General features: G+C 72.3%; 10 protein-coding genes. All 10 read left to right on the forward strand.

From position 1 onward, the window contains the following. Positions 1-12 precede the first annotated feature (12 nt). The 10 genes from ACFYYR_RS10730 (at position 13) to tuf (ending at position 17,932) form a co-directional block, all read left to right on the forward strand. Positions 13-9,012 (forward strand): amino acid adenylation domain-containing protein, encoded by a 9,000-nt coding sequence (locus ACFYYR_RS10730; RefSeq protein WP_388849729.1) that lies wholly within the window; start codon positions 13-15, stop codon positions 9,010-9,012. 24 nt (positions 9,013-9,036) lie between these two features. Beyond that, complete coding sequence (locus tag ACFYYR_RS10735) at positions 9,037-9,249, forward strand: MbtH family protein (RefSeq protein ID WP_351511138.1); 213 nt, start codon at positions 9,037-9,039, stop codon at positions 9,247-9,249. Between the two features lie 8 nt (positions 9,250-9,257). Then, positions 9,258-10,709, forward strand: coding sequence for an MFS transporter (locus tag ACFYYR_RS10740; RefSeq protein WP_388849733.1), 1,452 nt, complete (start codon positions 9,258-9,260; stop codon positions 10,707-10,709). 52 nt (positions 10,710-10,761) lie between these two features. Continuing rightward, on the forward strand, positions 10,762-11,820 hold the full coding sequence (locus ACFYYR_RS10745; RefSeq protein ID WP_388849736.1) for a MupA/Atu3671 family FMN-dependent luciferase-like monooxygenase: 1,059 nt from the start codon (positions 10,762-10,764) through the stop codon (positions 11,818-11,820). Beyond that, the gene (locus ACFYYR_RS10750) at positions 11,817-12,374 is read left to right on the forward strand and encodes an NADPH-dependent FMN reductase (protein ID WP_388849739.1); all 558 of its coding nucleotides are present in this window, start codon (positions 11,817-11,819) and stop codon (positions 12,372-12,374) included. The genes ACFYYR_RS10745 and ACFYYR_RS10750 overlap by 4 nt, the downstream gene beginning before the upstream one ends. 162 nt (positions 12,375-12,536) lie before the next feature. Further along, positions 12,537-13,193 (forward strand): LysE family translocator, encoded by a 657-nt coding sequence (locus ACFYYR_RS10755; RefSeq protein WP_388849742.1) that lies wholly within the window; start codon positions 12,537-12,539, stop codon positions 13,191-13,193. 330 nt (positions 13,194-13,523) lie between these two features. After that, positions 13,524-13,895 (forward strand): 30S ribosomal protein S12, encoded by a 372-nt coding sequence (gene rpsL / locus ACFYYR_RS10760; RefSeq protein WP_003948652.1) that lies wholly within the window; start codon positions 13,524-13,526, stop codon positions 13,893-13,895. 2 nt (positions 13,896-13,897) lie between these two features. Continuing rightward, the gene (gene rpsG / locus ACFYYR_RS10765; protein WP_019707816.1) at positions 13,898-14,368 is read left to right on the forward strand and encodes a 30S ribosomal protein S7; all 471 of its coding nucleotides are present in this window, start codon (positions 13,898-13,900) and stop codon (positions 14,366-14,368) included. Positions 14,369-14,406: 38 nt separating this feature from the next. Further along, a complete protein-coding gene (gene fusA / locus ACFYYR_RS10770) occupies positions 14,407-16,527 on the forward strand; it encodes an elongation factor G (protein WP_351511148.1) in 2,121 nt (706 codons plus the stop codon). Between the two features lie 211 nt (positions 16,528-16,738). After that, a complete protein-coding gene (tuf, locus tag ACFYYR_RS10775) occupies positions 16,739-17,932 on the forward strand; it encodes an elongation factor Tu (protein WP_351511150.1) in 1,194 nt (397 codons plus the stop codon). The last annotated feature ends 384 nt before the right edge of the window (positions 17,933-18,316 follow it).

The following is an 18,316-nucleotide window of genomic DNA, read 5'->3' on the forward strand; positions in this document are numbered from 1 at the left end:
AGGATATTTACGGTGAAATGGAATGACACTTCGGTGCGACTGCCGGACGCCTCCACCACCCTGCCGGGGCTCTTCGCGGCGCAGGTCGCCCGCACTCCCGAACGTCTCGCGCTGGTCCACGCAAGTGAGCGGCTGAGCTACGCCGAGCTGGACGAGCGCACCGACCGGCTGGCCCACCTCCTCGCCGGGGCGGGCGTCGGGCCGGGCTCGATCGTCGCGGTCACCGTGCCCCGCTCCACCGAACTGCTGGTCGCGCTGCTGGCCGTGGTCAAGGCGGGCGCGGCGTATCTGCCGGTCGACCCCGGCTACCCGGCCGAGCGCATCGCCTATCTCCTGGAGAACTCCGCCCCCGCGCTGGTGCTCAGCCACACCGCGGCCGAGGAGCTGATCCCGGCCGGTGCGCGCCCCGAGGGCCTGCGCACCGTCGTGCTCGACACCGACGGGACGCGAGGGCTGCTGGCCGCGCAGCCCTCCGTGACGTTCACCCCGGCCCGCCCGGTGCACGGCGAGGACGCGGCGTACGTCATCTACACCTCCGGCTCCACCGGGCACCCCAAGGGCGTCGTCGTCCCGCACCGCGGCATCGTCAACCGGCTGAGCTGGATGCAGGCCGAGTACCGGCTCGGCAAGGACGACCGGGTGCTCCAGAAGACCCCGTCCGGGTTCGACGTCTCCGTCTGGGAGTTCTTCTGGCCCGTCTCCTACGGCGCGGCGCTGGTCATGGCCAAGCCCGAGGGCCACCGCGACCCCGGCTACCTCAGCGAGATCATCCGCGCGGAGCGGATCACCACGATCCACTTCGTGCCGTCGATGCTCCAGCTCTTCACCGAGGAGCCCACCGCCGCGCAGTGCACCAGCCTGCGCCGGGTCATCTGCTCCGGCGAGGCGCTGCCGCTGGAACTCGCCGAGCGGTTCCGCACGCTGCTCGGTGACACCGCCGGACTGCACAACCTCTACGGGCCCACCGAGGCGTCGGTGGACGTCACCTTCTGGGAGTGCGTCCCCGAGCCGGGCGCCACCACCGTGCCCATCGGCCGGCCGGTGTGGAACACCCAGGTGTACGTGCTGGACGCGCAGTTGCGGGAGACCGCGCCGGGGGAGACCGGCGAGCTCTACCTGGCCGGTGTCCAGCTGGCCCGCGGCTATCTGGGCCGTCCCGGCCGCACGGCCGAGTCCTTCCTGCCCAACCCCTTCGGGGAGCCGGGCTCCCGGATGTACCGCACCGGTGACCTGGCCCGGCGCCGGGAGGACGGCGCCGTCGAGTACGCGGGCCGGGTGGACAGCCAGGTGAAGATCCGCGGTGTGCGGATCGAACTCGGTGAGATCGAGGCCGCGTTCGGCGCGCTGGACGGCGTCGCCCAGGCCGCGGTCACCATCCGCGAGGACCGGCCCGGCGACCGGCGGCTCATCGGCTACCTGGTCCCCGAGCCCGGCTGGGCGGCGGACCCGGCGCAGGTGCGCGCCCGGCTGTCCCGCACGCTGCCGGAGTACATGGTGCCGTCCGCCGTCGTGGTGCTGGAGGCGTTCCCGCTCACCCCCAACGGCAAGCTCGACCGCAAGGCCCTGCCCGCGCCCTCCGGCGCCCGCACCCGCATCGGGCGCCTCGCGCACACCCCGCGCGAGGAACTGCTGTGCACCCTCTTCGCCGAGGTGCTGGGCCTGGAGGCGGTCGGCGCCGACGAGGACTTCTTCGGCCTCGGCGGCCACTCGCTGCTCGCCACCCGGCTGGTCAGCCGGGTCCGCACCGCCCTCGGCGCCGCGGTGGACGTCCGCAGCCTGTTCGAGGCGCCCACCCCGGCGGCGCTGGCCCGCTGGACCGAGTCCCGCGGCGCCGCCGCCGAGGAGACCCCGCCGCTGCGCCGGGCCGGCCGGCGCCCCGCCCGGGTCCCGCTCTCGTACGCCCAGCGGCGGCTGTGGTTCCTCAGCCGCATGGAGGACGTCCCCTCCGCGACCTACCACATCCCGCTCGCCCACCGGCTCGACGGAGCGCTGGACACCGACGCCCTGCGCCGCGCCCTCGCCGACGTCGCCGGCCGGCACGAGGCGCTGCGCACCGTCTTCCCCGCCGACGACGGGGAGCCGTACCAGGACGTCCGCGACGCGGCCGCCGTCGAGCTGCGCACCTCCACCGTCACCGCGGAGGAGCTGCCCGGGGCGATGACGGCGGAGAGCCTGCGCGACTTCGACCTCGCCACCGAGACCCCGCTGCACGCCCACCTGTTCCGCACCGGCGAGGACCGCCACCTCCTGCTGCTGACCCTGCACCACATCGCGACCGACGGCTGGTCGCACGCCCCGCTCATGGACGACCTGGCGCACGCCTACCGCGCCCGCACCTCCGGCGCCGCGCCCCAGTGGGAGCCGCTGCCCGCGCAGTACGCCGACTACACCCTGTGGCAGCGCGAGGTGCTGGGGGAGGGGCCCGGCTCGCTGCTGGCCCGGGAACTCGACCACTGGACGGCCGCCCTGGCCGGGCTGCCCGAGCAGCTCGACATCCCCGCCGACCGGCCCCGTCCGGCCCGCGGCAGCTACCGCGGCGACACCGTCCCCGTGGCGCTCGGGGCCGAGCTGCACACCGCGCTGCGCGGCCTCGCCCAGGAGCACGGGTGCAGCCTGTTCATGGTCCTCCAGGCGGGGCTGGCCGCTCTGCTGACCCGGCTCGGCGCCGGCGAGGACATCCCGATCGGCAGCCCCGTCGCGGGCCGGACCGACGAAGCGACCGAGCCCATGGTCGGCCTGTTCATCAACAACCTGGTGCTGCGCACCGACACCTCCGGCGACCCCGCCTTCACCGAACTGCTCGCCCGGGTGCGGGAGACCGGCCTGGCCGCCTACACCCACCAGCACGTGCCGTTCGAACGGCTGGTGGAGGCGGTGAACCCGGCCCGCTCCATGAGCCGTCACCCGCTCTTCCAGGTGCTGCTCGCGCTGCAGAGCTTCCCGCACCCGCGCCCGGAGCTGCCCGGTGTGCGCGTCGAGCCCGTGCCGTTCGCGCTGCCGGTGGCCAAGTGCGACCTGTCGTTCTACGTCGAGGAGCTGACCGGCGAGGACGGCAAGCCCGCCGGGATCGGCGGCATGCTGGAGTACAGCACCGACCTCTTCGACCGCGGCACCGTCGAACTCCTGCTGGAGCGGCTGACGCTGCTGCTCACCGACGCCGCCGCCGACCCCGGCCGCCGGCTGGGCGCGCTCGGGGTGCTCAACCCCGACGAGCGGCACCGGCTGCTGGAGACCTGGAACGACACCCGCCGGACCACACCGCGGGACGGGCTGACCGCACAGCTGGAGGCGGTCGCGGCCCGCACCCCGCAGGCCCCCGCGGTCGTCACCGCCACGGAGACCCTCACCCACGCCGAACTGCACGAGCGGGCCGGCCGGCTCACCCGGCTGCTGCTCGACCGGGGCATCGGCGAGGGCAGCTTCGTCGCCCTTGCCCTGCCCCGCACCCCGGACCTGGTCGTCGCCCTGCTGGCCGTGCTGCGCACCGGCGCCGCCTACCTCCCGCTCGACCCCGGCTACCCGGCCGACCGCGTCGCCCACATGCTCGACGACGCCCGCCCCGCCCTGGTCCTCACCACCACCGGCACGGACGGCGCGCTCCCCGCGGACGCGCCCCGGCTCCACCTGGACCTGCCGGAGACCGCGGCCGCCCTGCGGCAGTACCCGGCGGCCGCCCCGGCGGCCCGGCCGGTGCCCCCGGGCGCCCCCGCGTACGTCATCTACACCTCGGGCTCGACCGGGCGGCCGAAGGGCGTCGTCGTCCCCCGGGCCGCGCTGGACAACTTCCTCGCCGGCATGGACGACCTCTTCGCGATGGGCCCCGACGACCGGCTGGCCGCCGTCACCACCATCGCCTTCGACATCGCCGCCCTGGAGATGTACCTGCCGCTGCGCAGCGGCGCCGCGGTGGTCCTCCCCGACGAGGAGACCGTCCGGGACCCCGCCGCGCTCACCGCCCTCGTGGCGGAGACCGGCGTCACCCACCTCCAGGCCACGCCCTCCCTCTGGCAGGAGCTGCTGGCCGCCCGGCCGGACGCGCTGCGCGGCCTCACCGCGCTGGTCGGCGGCGAGGCGCTGCCGCCCGCCCTGGCCGCGGAACTCGCCGCCGCCTGCCGCTCGGTGACCAATATGTACGGACCCACCGAGACCGCGATCTGGTCCACCTCCTCGCCGGTGGCGGACGCGGCACCGACCATCGGGCGCCCCATCCGCAACACCCGGGTGTACGTGCTGGACGCCGCTCTCTCGCCGGTTCCGGTGGGTGTGGCGGGGGAGCTGTACATCGCGGGTGACGGGGTGGCGCGCGGTTACTGGCGGCGTGCGGGGCTGACGGCGGAGCGGTTCGTGCCGTGCCCGTTCGGTCCGGCCGGTTCGCGGATGTACCGCACCGGGGACCTGGTCCGGTGGAGCGAGGCCGGGGAGCTGGAGTTCCTGGGCCGGGTGGACCACCAGGTCAAGATCCGGGGCTTCCGGATCGAGCTCGGCGAGATCGAACAGGCCCTCACCGACCTCCCCGACGTCGCCCGCGCCGTGGTCGTCGTCCGCGAGGACACCCCCGGCGACCAGCGGCTGACCGGCTATGTCGTCCCCGCCCCCGGGCAGACGCCGGAACCGGAGGCGCTGCGCACCGCGGTCGGCGAGAGGCTGCCGCGGTTCATGGTGCCCGGCGCCGTCCTGGTCCTGGAGGCGTTCCCGCTCACCCCCAACGGCAAGCTCGACCGGAAGGCCCTCCCGGCCCCCGCGGCGGCGGAGTCCGAGGGCCGGAAGGCCGCGCGCACCCCGCAGGAGGAGCTGCTCTGCGAGCTGTTCGCCGAGGTGCTCGGCGTGCCCGCGGTCGGCACCGACGACGACTTCTTCGCGCTCGGCGGCCACTCGCTGCTCGCCATCCGGCTGATCAGCCGCATCCGGTCGCTGCACGGCGGCGAGCTGAAGATCCGTCACCTCTTCGAGTCGCCCACCGTCGCCGCGCTCGCCCGGCGGCTCGGCGGCGCCGCCGCGGCCGGCGCCGGACTGCTCCCTGCAGGCCCGCGCCCCGACCGGCTGCCGCTCTCCTTCCAGCAGCAGCGGCTGTGGTTCCTGAACCGCTTCGAGGACGACGGCTCGCTCTACAACATTCCGCTGGTCATCCGGCTGCGCGGCGCCGTGCACACGGCGGCGCTGAGCGAGGCCCTGGCCGATGTGGTCCGCCGCCAGGAGGCGCTGCGCACCGTCTTCCCCGAGACCGACGGCGAGCCCCGGCAGCACGTCCTCGACCCCGACGCGGCCCGGCCGCGGGTGCTGACCCGGCGGATCGCACCCGGGGAGCTGGACGCCACCGTCCGCGAACTGGCCCACCAGGGCTTCGACCTGACCCGGGAGACCCCGCTGCGGGTCCACCTGCTCGCCACCGGGGAGCAGGAGCACGTCCTGCTGCTCGTCCTGCACCACATCGCCGGCGACGGCCCGTCCACCACCCCGCTCACCCGCGACCTCTCCCGCGCTTACGCGGCGCGGCTGGCCGGACGCGCCCCCGACTGGGAGCCGCTGCCCGTCCCGTACGCCGACTACGCCCTCTGGCAGCGGCGGCACCTGGGCGACGAAACGGACCCGGACAGCAGGATGAGCGAACAGCTCGCCTTCTGGCGCACCGAACTGGCCGGCCTCCCCGACCAGCTGGACCTGCCCACCGACCGGCCGCGCCCGGCGCTGGCCGGCTACCGGGGCGGCACCGTGCCGCTGACCGTGCCGCCGGAGCTGCACCGCAGACTGCACGCCATGGCCCGGACCCGCGGCGCCACCGTCTTCATGGCGCTCCGGGCGGCCCTGGCCACCCTGCTCACCCGGCTCGGCGCCGGGGAGGACATCCCCCTCGGCAGCCCCGTCGGCGCCCGCACCGACGAGGCCCTGGACGGGCTGGTCGGCTTCTTCGCCAACACCCTGGTGCTGCGCACCGACACCTCCGGCGACCCGACCTTCGCCGAGCTGCTGACCCGGGTGCGGGACCGCGGGCTCGCCGCCTACGCCCACCCCGACCTGCCGTTCGAGCGGCTCGTCGAGGCACTCAACCCTGCCCGCTCGCTCGCCCGGCACCCGCTCTTCCAGGTGCTCCTCGCCTTCCAGGACAGCCTGCGGCCCGAACTCGACCTGCCCGGGCTGGAGTCCGAGGTCACCGTGCCGCACCTGGGCACCGCCCGCTTCGACCTCGCCGTCGACCTCACCGAGCGGCGCACCCCGGACGGCACCCCCGACGGCATCACCGGAGTCGTCGAGTACAGCGCGGACCTCTTCGACGAGGCCACCGCCCACCGGATCGCCGGCTGCCTGCTGCGCGTGCTGGAGAGCGTCGCCGACGACCCCGGGCAGCGGCTGGGCGCCATCGCCGTCCTGCCGGAGGCGGAGCGGACCCGGCTGCTGGAGACCTGGAACGCCACCGCGCACCCGGTCGCCGGGGACACCCTGCCGCAGCTGTTCGAGGACCGGGTGCGGCGCACCCCCGACGGCGACGCCGTGCTCTTCCGGGACACGGCCGTCTCCTACCGCGAGCTGAACGAGCGGGCCAACCGGCTCGCCCACCACCTCATCGGGCTCGGCGTGGGCCCCGAGGACTTCGTCGCGCTCACCGCGCACCGCTCCGTGGACGTGATCGTCGCGCTGCTCGCCACCGTGAAGGCGGGCGCCGCCTATCTGCCCGTCGACCCGGACTACCCGGCCGACCGGGTGCGGCAGATGTTCGACGACGGCTCCCCGGTGCTCGCGCTGACCACCGCGCGGGCGGCGGGCGCCGTACCCGCCGGCGTCCCCGCGGTCGTCCTCGACGACCCCGCCACCGCCGCCCTGCTGCACGCCCTGCCCGCCCACGACCCCACCGACGCCGACCGGCGCGCCCCGCTCACCCCGGCCCACCCGGCGTACGTCATCTACACCTCCGGCTCCACCGGCCGCCCCAAGGGCGTCGTCGTCACCCACCGCGGCATCGCGGGCGTGGCGGGGGAGCACATCGACCGGCTGGGGCTGGACGCGACGAGCCGCTTCCTGCTGCTGGTCTCCATCAGCTTCGACGTCTCGCTGGCCGACATCGCCCTCACCCTCACCTCCGGAGCGGCCCTGGTCGTGCCCGCGCCCGAACGGCAGGTGTTCGGCGAGGACCTGCGGGACCTGCTGCGCGACCACCGGGTCACCCACACCGACCTGGTGGCCCCGATGCTGGCCTCGCTTCCCGAGGGCGACCTGCCCGACCTGCGCGGCTTCGTCGTCGGCGGCGAGGCGCTCTCCGCCGAACTCGTCGAACGCTGGGCCCCCGGACGCCGCGTCATGCAGGTCTACGGGCCCACCGAGGCCACCGTCGTCACCACCATGAGCGACCCCCTCGCCCCCGGCGGCGGCACCCCGCCGATCGGGCGGCCCATCCGCAACGCCCGCGTGTACGTGCTGGACGCCGGCCTGTCGCCGGTCCCGGTGGGTGTGGCGGGGGAGCTGTACATCGCGGGTGACGGGGTGGCGCGCGGCTACTGGCGGCGTGCGGGGCTGACGGCGGAGCGGTACGTGCCGTGCCCGTTCGGTCCGGCCGGTTCGCGGATGTACCGCACCGGGGACCTGGTCCGGTGGAGCGAGGCCGGGGAGCTGGAGTTCCTGGGCCGGGTGGACCACCAGGTCAAGATCCGGGGCTTCCGGATCGAGCTCGGCGAGATCGAACAGGCCCTCGCCCGGCACCCCGCCGTGGACACCGCGGTGGCCGTCGCCCGCACGGGTGACGACGGGCCGAAGCAGCTCATCGGCTATGTGGTGCCCGCCCCGGGCGCCACCGCCGACCCGGCCGAGGTGCGCGCCGCCCTCGCCGCCGAACTCCCCGCGTACATGGTGCCCGCGGCCGTCGTCGTTCTGGACGCGCTGCCGCTCACCCCCAGCGGCAAGCTCGACCGCAAGGCCCTCCCGGAGCCGCAGCCGGAGGCGGCCGTCTCCGGACGCGGCCCGCGCAGCGTCCACGAGGAGATCCTGGCCGACCTCTTCGCCGAGGTCCTCGGGGTGCCCCGGGTCGGCATCGACGACAACTTCTTCGACCTCGGCGGTCACTCCCTGCTCGCCACCCGGCTCACCGGCCGGATCGGCGCGGTACTCGGCGTGACCCCCGGCATCCGCACCCTGTTCGAGGCGCCCACCGTCGCCGCCCTCGCGGCCCGGCTCGGCGACGGCCCGGACGCCCGGGGCGACGACTTCGACACCGTCCTGCCGCTGCGCCCGCAGGGCGACCAGCCGCCCCTCTTCTGCGTCCACCCGGCCGCCGGGATCGCCTGGGTCTACTCCGGCCTGCTGCGCCACCTGGAGCCGGAACGGCCGGTGTACGGGCTGCAGTCGCCGCGGCTGCTGTCCCCGGACGCCGCGCCCGCGGACGCCGTGCCCGCGGAGGCCGTTGGGGAGCTGGCCGCCGGATACCTGGCCAGGATCCGGGAGATCCAGCCGCACGGCCCGTACCACCTGCTCGGCTGGTCCTTCGGCGGCACGCTGGCCCACGAGATCGCGGTCCTGCTGCGCGAGCAGGGCGAGGAGGTGGCCCTGCTGGCCCTGCTGGACAGCAGGCCCGGCACCGCCGCCGGGGGCCCGTCCGGCCAGGAGGAGGTGATGGCCCAACTGCTCGCGTCCCTGGGCCACCCCGTCCCCGAGGACCCGTCCGGGCTCGAACCCGCCGCCGTACTGGAGCTGCTGGCGGACGGTCACAGCCCGCTCGCCGCCCTCGGCGAGACCCGGCTGGCGGCGATGGTGGCCGCCTTCGCCGACAACGTCCGGCTCGCCACCGCCTTCACCCCGCGCCGCTACGACGGCGACGTCCTCTTCTTCACCGCCACCCAGAGCGCCACCGAAAGCACCGGGGACACCGCCGGGGACACCGGCGACACCGCCGCCCGGGCGTGGGTCCCGCACATCACCGGCCGGATCGAGGACCATCCCGTTCGGTGCGTCCACGGCGCCATGGCGGGGCCGGAGGCGCTCGCGGTGATCGGCCCCGTGCTGGCCGCCGCGCTGTCCGACCGTTCCTGACCCCTGAACCGAGGAGAGAGCACCATGCCGACCAACCCGTTCGAGGACACCGAGGCCCGCTACCTCGCGGTGGTCAACGACGAGGGCCAGTACGCCCTGTGGCCCGGCCACCTCGAGGTGCCGGCCGGCTGGCACACCCGCTTCGGGCCCGAGGCCCGGCAGACGGTCCTGGACCACATCGAGGAGACCTGGACGGACATGCGCCCGCTCAGCCTCATCGGCGCCGTGAACTCCTAGGAGACCCCATGAGTACCCTCCGCACCCGGATGCGGTCGCCGTGGTGGGCGCTGTTCGCGATCTGCTGGGCGCAGTCCGTCGTCCTGCTCGACACCACCGCCGTGAACGTCGCCGTCCCGGAGATCACCAGTGGCCTGGACGCGAACCTCACCCAGGTGCTGTGGGTGATCAACGCCTACCTGCTCTCCTTCGCCGTGCTGCTCGTCACCGGCGGACGCCTCGGCGACCTCTACGGGGCCCGCCGGGTCTTCCTCACCGGGCTGCTGGTCTTCACCCTGGCCTCCGCCGCCTGCGGCCTCGCGGACACCCCCGGCCAGGCCATCGCCGCCCGGGTCCTCCAGGGCATCGGCGGAGCCCTGCTCACCCCGCAGGCCATGGTGATCATCAATCAGATGTTCCCCGTGGAGCGCCGCGGCGCAGCGCTCGGCGTCTGGGGCTCGTTCGCCGGCATCGTCGCCGCGGCCGGCCCCACCTTCGGCGGCTTCCTGGTGGCCTCGCTCGGCTGGCGGTGGATCTTCTGGATCAACCTCCCCATCGGGGCCGTCGGCGCCGTGCTCATGCTGCTCTGCGTGCCCCGGGTGACGGGCGACAAGCGGCCCCGGCTCGACATGGCCGGCGCCGCGCTGCTCACCGTCGCGATGTTCCTCCTGGTCTACGCGCTGCTGGAGGGCGAGTCCAAGAACTGGGGCACGGTCTGGGGCCCGGTCACCGTGCCCGTGCTGATCGCCGCCGGACTGCTGGTGCTCGCCCTGTTCGCGTTCGTCGAGCGACGGCGCCAGGACCGCGAACCGCTCGTCCCGTTCGCCGTGCTGCGCAACCGGAACTTCACCGTGATGGCCACCGTGGTCGGCGTCCTGCCGTGCGGCCTGGGCGGCATGATGCTGCTCACCCCGATGTACCTCCAGGAGGTCCAGCACCTCTCCGCCTTCCGCGCCGGACTGCTGGTCGCCGTCGCCCCCCTGGTCTCGGTCTTCATCGCCCCCTACTCGGGCCGGCTCACCGACCGCTTCGGCGGCAAGTACGTCATGGTCACCGGGCTGCTCTTCTTCGCCGGCGGCATCGCCCTGCTGGCCGCCCTGATCCGCGCCGACTCCGGACAGGCCGCCCTGCTTCCCGGGCTGCTCTGCGTCGGCGTCGGTATGGGGGTGGCCTTCGCCCCGGCGGCGGTCGTCGCCTTCCGGGACATCGACCCCGCCATGGCCGGCGCCGCCTCCGGACTGTTCAACACCACCCGGCTGTGCGGCAGTCTGCTCGGCTCCGCCGCCGTCGGCGCGCTCCTCCAGGTCCAGCTCGCCCGGCAGGACACCACCACCGCCATCCGCCTCACCTATCTGCTGCCCGTCGCCCTCATGCTCCTCGGGGCCGCGGTCACGCTCGCCGTCCGCGGGGCGACGCCGGACGCACCCGGTCCGGCCGAGTCCGCGGCCGGTGCCGCGCCGGCCCGGAGCGGCAGGAGCTGACCGGCGTACCCACCACCCGCACGCGACACCCGCCATCCAGAGAGGGCTTCCCGTGGAGTTCAGCCTCTTCTACTTCGCCGCCGGACAGCGCTCCGGTGACGACGGCTACCGACTGCTGCTCGACGGCGCACGCTTCGCCGACCGGCACGGATTCAGCGCCGTCTGGACGCCGGAACGCCACTTCCACGAGTTCGGCGGCCCGTACCCCAACCCCGCGGTGACCGGCGCCGCCGTCGCCGCCGTCACCGAACGCGTCGACGTCCGCGCCGGCAGCGTCGTCGGACCGCTGCACCACCCGGTGCGCATCGCCGAGGAGTGGGCGGTCGTCGACAACCTCTCCCGCGGCCGGGCCGGCCTCGCCTTCGCCTCCGGCTGGCACGCCGAGGACTTCGCGCTCCGCCCGGAGAACTACGCCGGCCGCAAGCAGGTCCTCACCGAGACCATCGAGACCGTCCGCGGCCTCTGGCGCGGCGAGAGCGTCCGGCTGACCGACGGGGAGGACAAGGAGACGACCGTCCGCTCCTTCCCCGCCCCGGTCCGGCCCCACCTGCCGGTCTGGCTCACCAGCGCGGGCAGCGCCGACACGTTCCGGCACGCCGGAGCCCAGGGCTACGGCGTCCTGACCCATCTGCTCGGCCAGGAGCTCGGCGAGCTGGAGAAGAAGATCGCCGAGTACCGGGCGGCGCTCCCCGCCGCCACCCCGGAGAACCCGGCGGCCGGCAAGGTCGCCCTGATGCTCCACACCTTCGTCGGCACCGACCGCGAGGCCGTCCGGGAGCGGGTGCGCGAACCGTTCAGCGCCTACATCCGCAGCTCCCTCGGGCTGATCATGAAGGCTGCCGGCGACATTCTGCCCGGCGTCGAACCGGACGACCTCGACCCGGAGGACCTGGACTTCCTCGTCGAGCACTCCTTCAGCAAGTACTTCGACACCGGCGGTCTCTTCGGCACCGTCGAGGACCTGATACCGCTGCTGGAGCGGATCGAGGCGGCGGGCGTGGACGAGGTCGCCTGCCTGATCGACTTCGGCGTCGACGACGACGCGGTGCTCGACTCGCTGACCCACCTCGGCCGCCTCCGCGAGGCCTGGACCGCACGGAGCGCCCGATGAGACTGTGCCTGGTCTCCGGCACCGCCGCCGTGACCTCCGGCTGCCACCGCCTGACCGCCCTGGTGCGGGAGAGGGCCGGGCAGGCCGGCTTCGACGCCCGGGAGCTGGACCGCTCCCTGCTCACCCTCGCCGTCCTGGCCCCCGAGCGCTACGCCTCCGGCGAGCTGTACGAGGACCCGCGGGTCGGCCTGCTGCTGAGCGAGGTGACGGAGGCCGACGCCGTCGTCCTCACCACCCCCGTCCAGCACGGCTCCCTCTCGGGGGCGCTGAAGAACACCCTGGACCACCTGCCGCCCGGCGCGCTGGCCGGCAAGCCGGTGCTGCTCGCCGCCACCGCGGTCAGCCTGCACAACGGCGCCACCGCCTGCGACCACCTCCGCTCGGTGGTGCGCTCGCTCGGCGGCTGGGCCGCACCCACCCAGATCGTCGCCGAACGGCCGGAGCTGGGCCGGGCCGAGGCCCCCGGGGCCCTGCTGGAGCGGGTCGACGCCGGGCTGGCGGAGCTGGCCGAGCTGGTCCGGGCGTTCCGCGCCGCGGCGGTGGCACCGGTATGAGCCGCCACCGCGGCGGTGGCACCGGTATGAGCCGCCACCGCGGCACCGGTGGACCACGCCGCCCCGGCACCGGTACGCCCCGCCGTCCCGCGGGGCGGCCCCGGTGCCGCCCGCAGCGCCGGCCGCCCCGGTGATCATCACCCGCACCGAAGGGGGAACCCGGTGGAACCGACCCTGCCCGAGGCGTCCACGCTGGCGCTGTTCTTCGTCACCGCCCTGGCCCTGATCGCCGTACCGGGGCCCAACATGCTGTTCATCCTGAGCCAGGGCGTCGTCCAGGGCCGGCGCGCCGCCTTCGCCGCGGCGCTGGGCGTGGAGCTCGGCACGCTGGTGCACGTCCTGGGCACGGTGGCGGGGCTCTCCGCCCTGATCGCCGCCTCGGCGCTCGCCTTCGACCTGCTGAAGTACGCCGGGGTGGCCTATCTGCTCTACCTGGCGGTGCGGGCGCTGCGCGCCCCCGTGGACGAGGGCCTGCCCGGTGACGCCGCGGCCGGCGGCACCGCGCTGCGGCTGCTGCGGCGCGGCGCCCTGGTCAACATCCTCAACCCCAAGGTCGCCCTCTTCTTCCTGGCGCTGCTGCCGCAGTACGTTGCGCCGGAGCGCGGCTCGGTGCTGACCCAGTCCCTCGTCCTGGGGCTGGTCTTCTTCCTCGTCGCCCTGGGGCTCGACCTGTGCTACGCGCTGGCCTCCTCGGGGGTCGCCCGCTGGCTGGCCCGGCACGAGCGGTTCCGGCGGAGCCAGAAGTACGTCACCGGCGGGACGTACCTGGCGCTCGCCGGGGCGGCGCTGTTCGCGGGGCGCCCCGCGAGCCGGGGCTGACCCGCGGCGGTCGCGAAGCCCACCGCCCCGTCGCGAAGCCCACGCCGGGCAGCCCCTAGGGCCGCCCGGCGTGGGCATTTGTTTTGACCGGAGTCGATGCGATAGGTACGCTCAGACCTTGTGCCTGGGGTGTGCCCGGGTTCTTGTGCGTGCACGCACCCGGTCTTCGGCCGGGGTCTCCGCCGCGCAGGATGCCGAGGCCGATGCACCGTCCACATACGCACTTCCCGTTCACGGGAAACGTATGAGGTCGGCGACACACCCGACCGCGTGGGTCGGGGGAGGCCCCAGGTTAGCTTCACGAGTCGGCACACAGAAACCGGAGAAACGGTGCCTACGATCCAGCAGCTGGTCCGGAAGGGCCGGCAGGACAAGGTCGAGAAGAACAAGACGCCCGCACTCGAGGGATCCCCTCAGCGCCGCGGCGTCTGCACGCGCGTGTTCACCACCACCCCGAAGAAGCCGAACTCGGCCCTGCGTAAGGTCGCGCGTGTGCGTCTGACCAGCGGGATCGAGGTCACCGCTTACATCCCGGGTGAGGGACACAACCTGCAGGAGCACTCCATCGTGCTCGTGCGTGGCGGTCGTGTGAAGGACCTGCCGGGTGTTCGCTACAAGATCATCCGCGGTTCGCTCGACACCCAGGGTGTCAAGAACCGCAAGCAGGCCCGCAGCCGCTACGGCGCCAAGAAGGAGAAGTAAGAATGCCTCGTAAGGGCCCCGCCCCGAAGCGCCCGGTCATCATCGACCCGGTCTACGGCTCTCCTCTTGTCACCTCGCTCATCAACAAGGTGCTGCTGAACGGCAAGCGTTCCACCGCTGAGCGCATCGTGTACGGCGCCATGGAGGGCCTGCGCGAGAAGACCGGCAACGACCCGGTCATCACGCTCAAGCGCGCGCTCGAGAACATCAAGCCGACGCTCGAGGTCAAGTCCCGCCGTGTCGGTGGCGCCACCTACCAGGTGCCGGTCGAGGTCAAGCCCGGCCGCGCCTCCACCCTCGCCCTCCGCTGGCTCGTGGGCTACTCGCGCGCCCGTCGCGAGAAGACCATGACCGAGCGCCTGATGAACGAGCTGCTGGACGCCAGCAACGGTCTCGGCGCCTCCGTCAAGCGTCGCGAGGACACCCACAAGATGGCCGAGTCCAACAAGGCCTTCGCGCACTACCGCTGGTAGTCGCTACCCCCATCGAAACCGAGAGAAGACTGAGCCATATGGCCACCACTTCGCTTGACCTGGCCAAGGTCCGCAACATCGGGATCATGGCCCACATCGACGCGGGCAAGACGACCACCACCGAGCGGATCCTGTTCTACACCGGTGTGAGCTACAAGATCGGTGAGGTCCACGACGGCGCTGCCACGATGGACTGGATGGAGCAGGAGCAGGAGCGTGGCATCACGATCACGTCCGCTGCCACCACCTGCCACTGGCCGCTGGCGAACGTCGACCACACGATCAACATCATCGACACCCCCGGGCACGTCGACTTCACCGTTGAGGTGGAGCGCTGTCTGCGCGTGCTCGACGGTGCGGTGACGGTGTTCGACGGTGTTGCCGGTGTCGAGCCGCAGTCCGAGACCGTGTGGCGTCAGGCGGACCGCTACGGCGTTCCGCGCATCTGCTTCGTCAACAAGCTGGACCGTACCGGTGCCGAGTTCCACCGCTGCGTGGACATGATCGTGGACCGCCTGGGCGCGGTTCCGCTGGTCATGCAGCTGCCGATCGGCGCGGAGGCGGACTTCAAGGGCGTCATCGACCTCGTGACGATGAAGGCCTACGTCTGGTCCGCCGAGGCGACCAAGGGCGAGATGTACGACACGATCGACATCCCGGAGACCCACGCCGAGGCGGCCGACGAGTGGCGCGGCAAGCTGCTCGAGGCCGTCGCCGAGAACGACGAAGAGATGATGGAGCTGTACCTCGAGGGCCAGGAGCCCACCGAGGAGCAGCTGTACGAGGCGATCCGTCGCATCACCATCAGCTCCGGCAAGGGCGGCGGCACCACCGTCACCCCCGTGTTCTGTGGCACCGCGTTCAAGAACAAGGGCGTTCAGCCCCTGCTCGACGCCGTTGTCCGCTACCTCCCCTCGCCGCTCGACGTCGAGGCCATCGAGGGCCACGCGGTCAACAACCCCGACGAGGTCATCACCCGCAAGCCGTCCGAGGACGAGCCGCTGTCGGCGCTGGCCTTCAAGATCTCGAGCGACCCCCACCTGGGCAAGCTCACCTTCGTCCGGGTGTACTCGGGCCGCCTGGAGTCCGGCACGCAGGTGCAGAACTCCGTCAAGGGCAAGAAGGAGCGCATCGGCAAGATCTACCGGATGCACGCGAACAAGCGTGAGGAGATCGACTCGGTGGGTGCCGGCGACATCATCGCCGTCATGGGTCTGAAGCAGACCACCACCGGTGAGACCCTCTGCGACTCGTCGAACCCGGTGATCCTGGAGTCGATGGACTTCCCGGCCCCGGTCATCCAGGTCGCCATCGAGCCCAAGTCGAAGGGCGACCAGGAGAAGCTGGGCGTCGCGATCCAGCGGCTGGCCGAGGAGGACCCGTCCTTCCAGGTCAACACCGACGAGGAGACCGGCCAGACCATCATCGCGGGTATGGGCGAGCTGCACCTCGACGTGCTGGTCGACCGTATGAAGCGCGAGTTCCGGGTCGAGGCCAACGTCGGTAAGCCGCAGGTCGCGTACCGCGAGACGCTGCGCAAGGCGGTCGACAAGGTCGACTACACGCACAAGAAGCAGACTGGTGGTTCCGGCCAGTTCGCGAAGGTGCAGATCGCGATCGCGCCGCTCGAGGGCGAAGGCTACGAGTTCGAGAACAAGGTCACCGGTGGCCGTATCCCGCGGGAGTACATCCCGTCCGTGGACGCGGGCTGCCAGGAGGCCATGGAGTTCGGTGTACTCGCCGGCTACCCGCTGACCGGCGTGAAGGTGACGCTGCTCGACGGTGCCTTCCACGACGTCGACTCCTCGGAGCTGGCGTTCAAGATCGCCGGTTCGATGGCCTTCAAGGAGGCCGCCCGCAAGGCCAGCCCGGCCCTGCTCGAGCCGATGATGAAGGTCGAGGTCACGACGCCCGAGGACTACATGGGCGACGTGATCGGCGACATCAACTCCCGCCGTGGACAGATCCAGTCCATGGAGGAGCGGTCCGGCGCCAAGCTGGTGACCGGCCTGGTGCCGCTGTCCGAGATGTTCGGCTACGTGGGAGACCTGCGCAGCAAGACCTCCGGTCGCGCGAGCTACTCCATGCAGTTCGACTCCTACGCCGAGGTTCCGCGGAACGTCGCCGAGGAGATCATCGCGAAGGCCAAGGGCGAGTAGCACCTGCTGCTCAGCGTTTAGGCTGGAGCAAAGGCACCCGGACATTCCGTCGCAGGCCGCACAGCGGTCTGCGGCGGGACCCGGGCGCCGGCCCCCAAGCGAATACGGCCAAGGGCGTCCCCTAGGGGTCCTGGTCGGTTCGGTAAGACCACCTGAACCCATCCGCAAAAAGAGCGGGTGGAGTACAGCACCAGTCCACAGGAGGACCCCAGTGGCGAAGGCGAAGTTCGAGCGGACTAAGCCGCACGTCAACATCGGCACCATCGGTCACATCGACCACGGTAAGACCACTCTTACCGCGGCGATCACCAAGGTGCTGCACGACGCGTTCCCGGACCTGAACGAGGCCTCGGCCTTCGACATGATCGACAAGGCGCCGGAAGAGCGCCAGCGCGGTATCACGATCTCCATCGCGCACGTCGAGTACCAGACCGACTCGCGTCACTACGCCCACGTTGACTGCCCGGGTCACGCGGACTACATCAAGAACATGATCACCGGTGCGGCGCAGATGGACGGCGCCATCCTCGTGGTCGCCGCCACCGACGGCCCGATGCCGCAGACCAAGGAGCACGTGCTCCTGGCCCGCCAGGTCGGCGTTCCGTACATCGTCGTCGCCCTGAACAAGGCCGACATGGTGGACGACGAGGAGATCCTGGAGCTCGTCGAGCTCGAGGTCCGTGAGCTCCTCTCGGAGTACGAGTTCCCGGGTGACGAGGTTCCGGTCGTCAAGGTCTCGGCGCTCAAGGCGCTCGAGGGCGACAAGGAGTGGGGCGAGTCCGTCCTCAACCTGATGAAGGCCGTCGACGACAACATTCCGACCCCGGAGCGTGACGTCGACAAGCCGTTCCTCATGCCGATCGAGGACGTCTTCACCATCACCGGTCGCGGTACGGTCGTCACCGGCCGTATCGAGCGTGGTGTCCTGAAGGTCAACGAGACCGTCGACATCATCGGCATCAAGACCGAGAAGACCACCACCACGGTCACCGGCATCGAGATGTTCCGCAAGCTGCTCGACGAGGGCCAGGCCGGTGAGAACGTCGGTCTGCTCCTCCGTGGCATCAAGCGTGAGGACGTCGAGCGCGGCCAGGTCATCATCAAGCCGGGTTCGGTCACGCCGCACACCGAGTTCGAGGCCCAGGCCTACATCCTGTCGAAGGACGAGGGTGGCCGTCACACCCCGTTCTTCAACAACTACCGCCCGCAGTTCTACTTCCGTACCACGGACGTGACCGGCGTCGTGACCCTCCCCGAGGGCACCGAGATGGTCATGCCGGGCGACAACACCACCATGTCCGTCCAGCTGATCCAGCCGGTCGCCATGGAGGAGGGCCTCAAGTTCGCCATCCGTGAGGGTGGCCGGACCGTCGGCGCCGGCCAGGTCACCAAGATCACCAAGTGATCATCGGTTCGACCCGGTAGCTCGACAGAGCACCCGAGGAGCCCCGCCCGCCGTCAGGTGGGCGGGGCTCCTTGACAGTTGGGCCTCGATTGGCCTTGGGCGTCCCAGGTGTGGCACACTGTCCAGGTTGCTCGGTTGAGTGCCGATGCTGCACGCCTCCCGCCGGGAGGACTGGAAGCGAGTCCCGCAGTACTCGTCATCTCTCATCAGAGGTGGAAGTACGGGAATCTTCCGGGAAGTGTCAGCGGGGCCCCAGCCAGGCACCCGGTGGGTGTTCTCCCCCGGCCGCGGTTCGGCGCCGCGCACCCTTTCGCAGGGAATTCCGTACGGAATTTTCTTGAGAAGGATCGCGACACGCCCGACCGCGTGGGTCGGAGAAGAGCG

The organism is Streptomyces sp. NPDC001922, assembly GCF_042891165.1.
Classification (GTDB): Bacteria; Actinomycetota; Actinomycetes; order Streptomycetales; family Streptomycetaceae; genus Streptomyces.

Bases quoted from the DNA above. Each gene is read 5' to 3' on its own strand.
- ACFYYR_RS10750 (WP_388849739.1), top strand. From the start codon at position 11,817: ATGAGACTGTGCCTGGTCTCCGGCACCGCCGCCGTGACCTCCGGCTGC.
- rpsG (WP_019707816.1), top strand. From the start codon at position 13,898: ATGCCTCGTAAGGGCCCCGCCCCGAAGCGCCCGGTCATCATCGACCCG.
- ACFYYR_RS10740 (WP_388849733.1), top strand. From the start codon at position 9,258: ATGAGTACCCTCCGCACCCGGATGCGGTCGCCGTGGTGGGCGCTGTTC.
- fusA (WP_351511148.1), top strand. From the start codon at position 14,407: ATGGCCACCACTTCGCTTGACCTGGCCAAGGTCCGCAACATCGGGATC.
- ACFYYR_RS10735 (WP_351511138.1), top strand. From the start codon at position 9,037: ATGCCGACCAACCCGTTCGAGGACACCGAGGCCCGCTACCTCGCGGTG.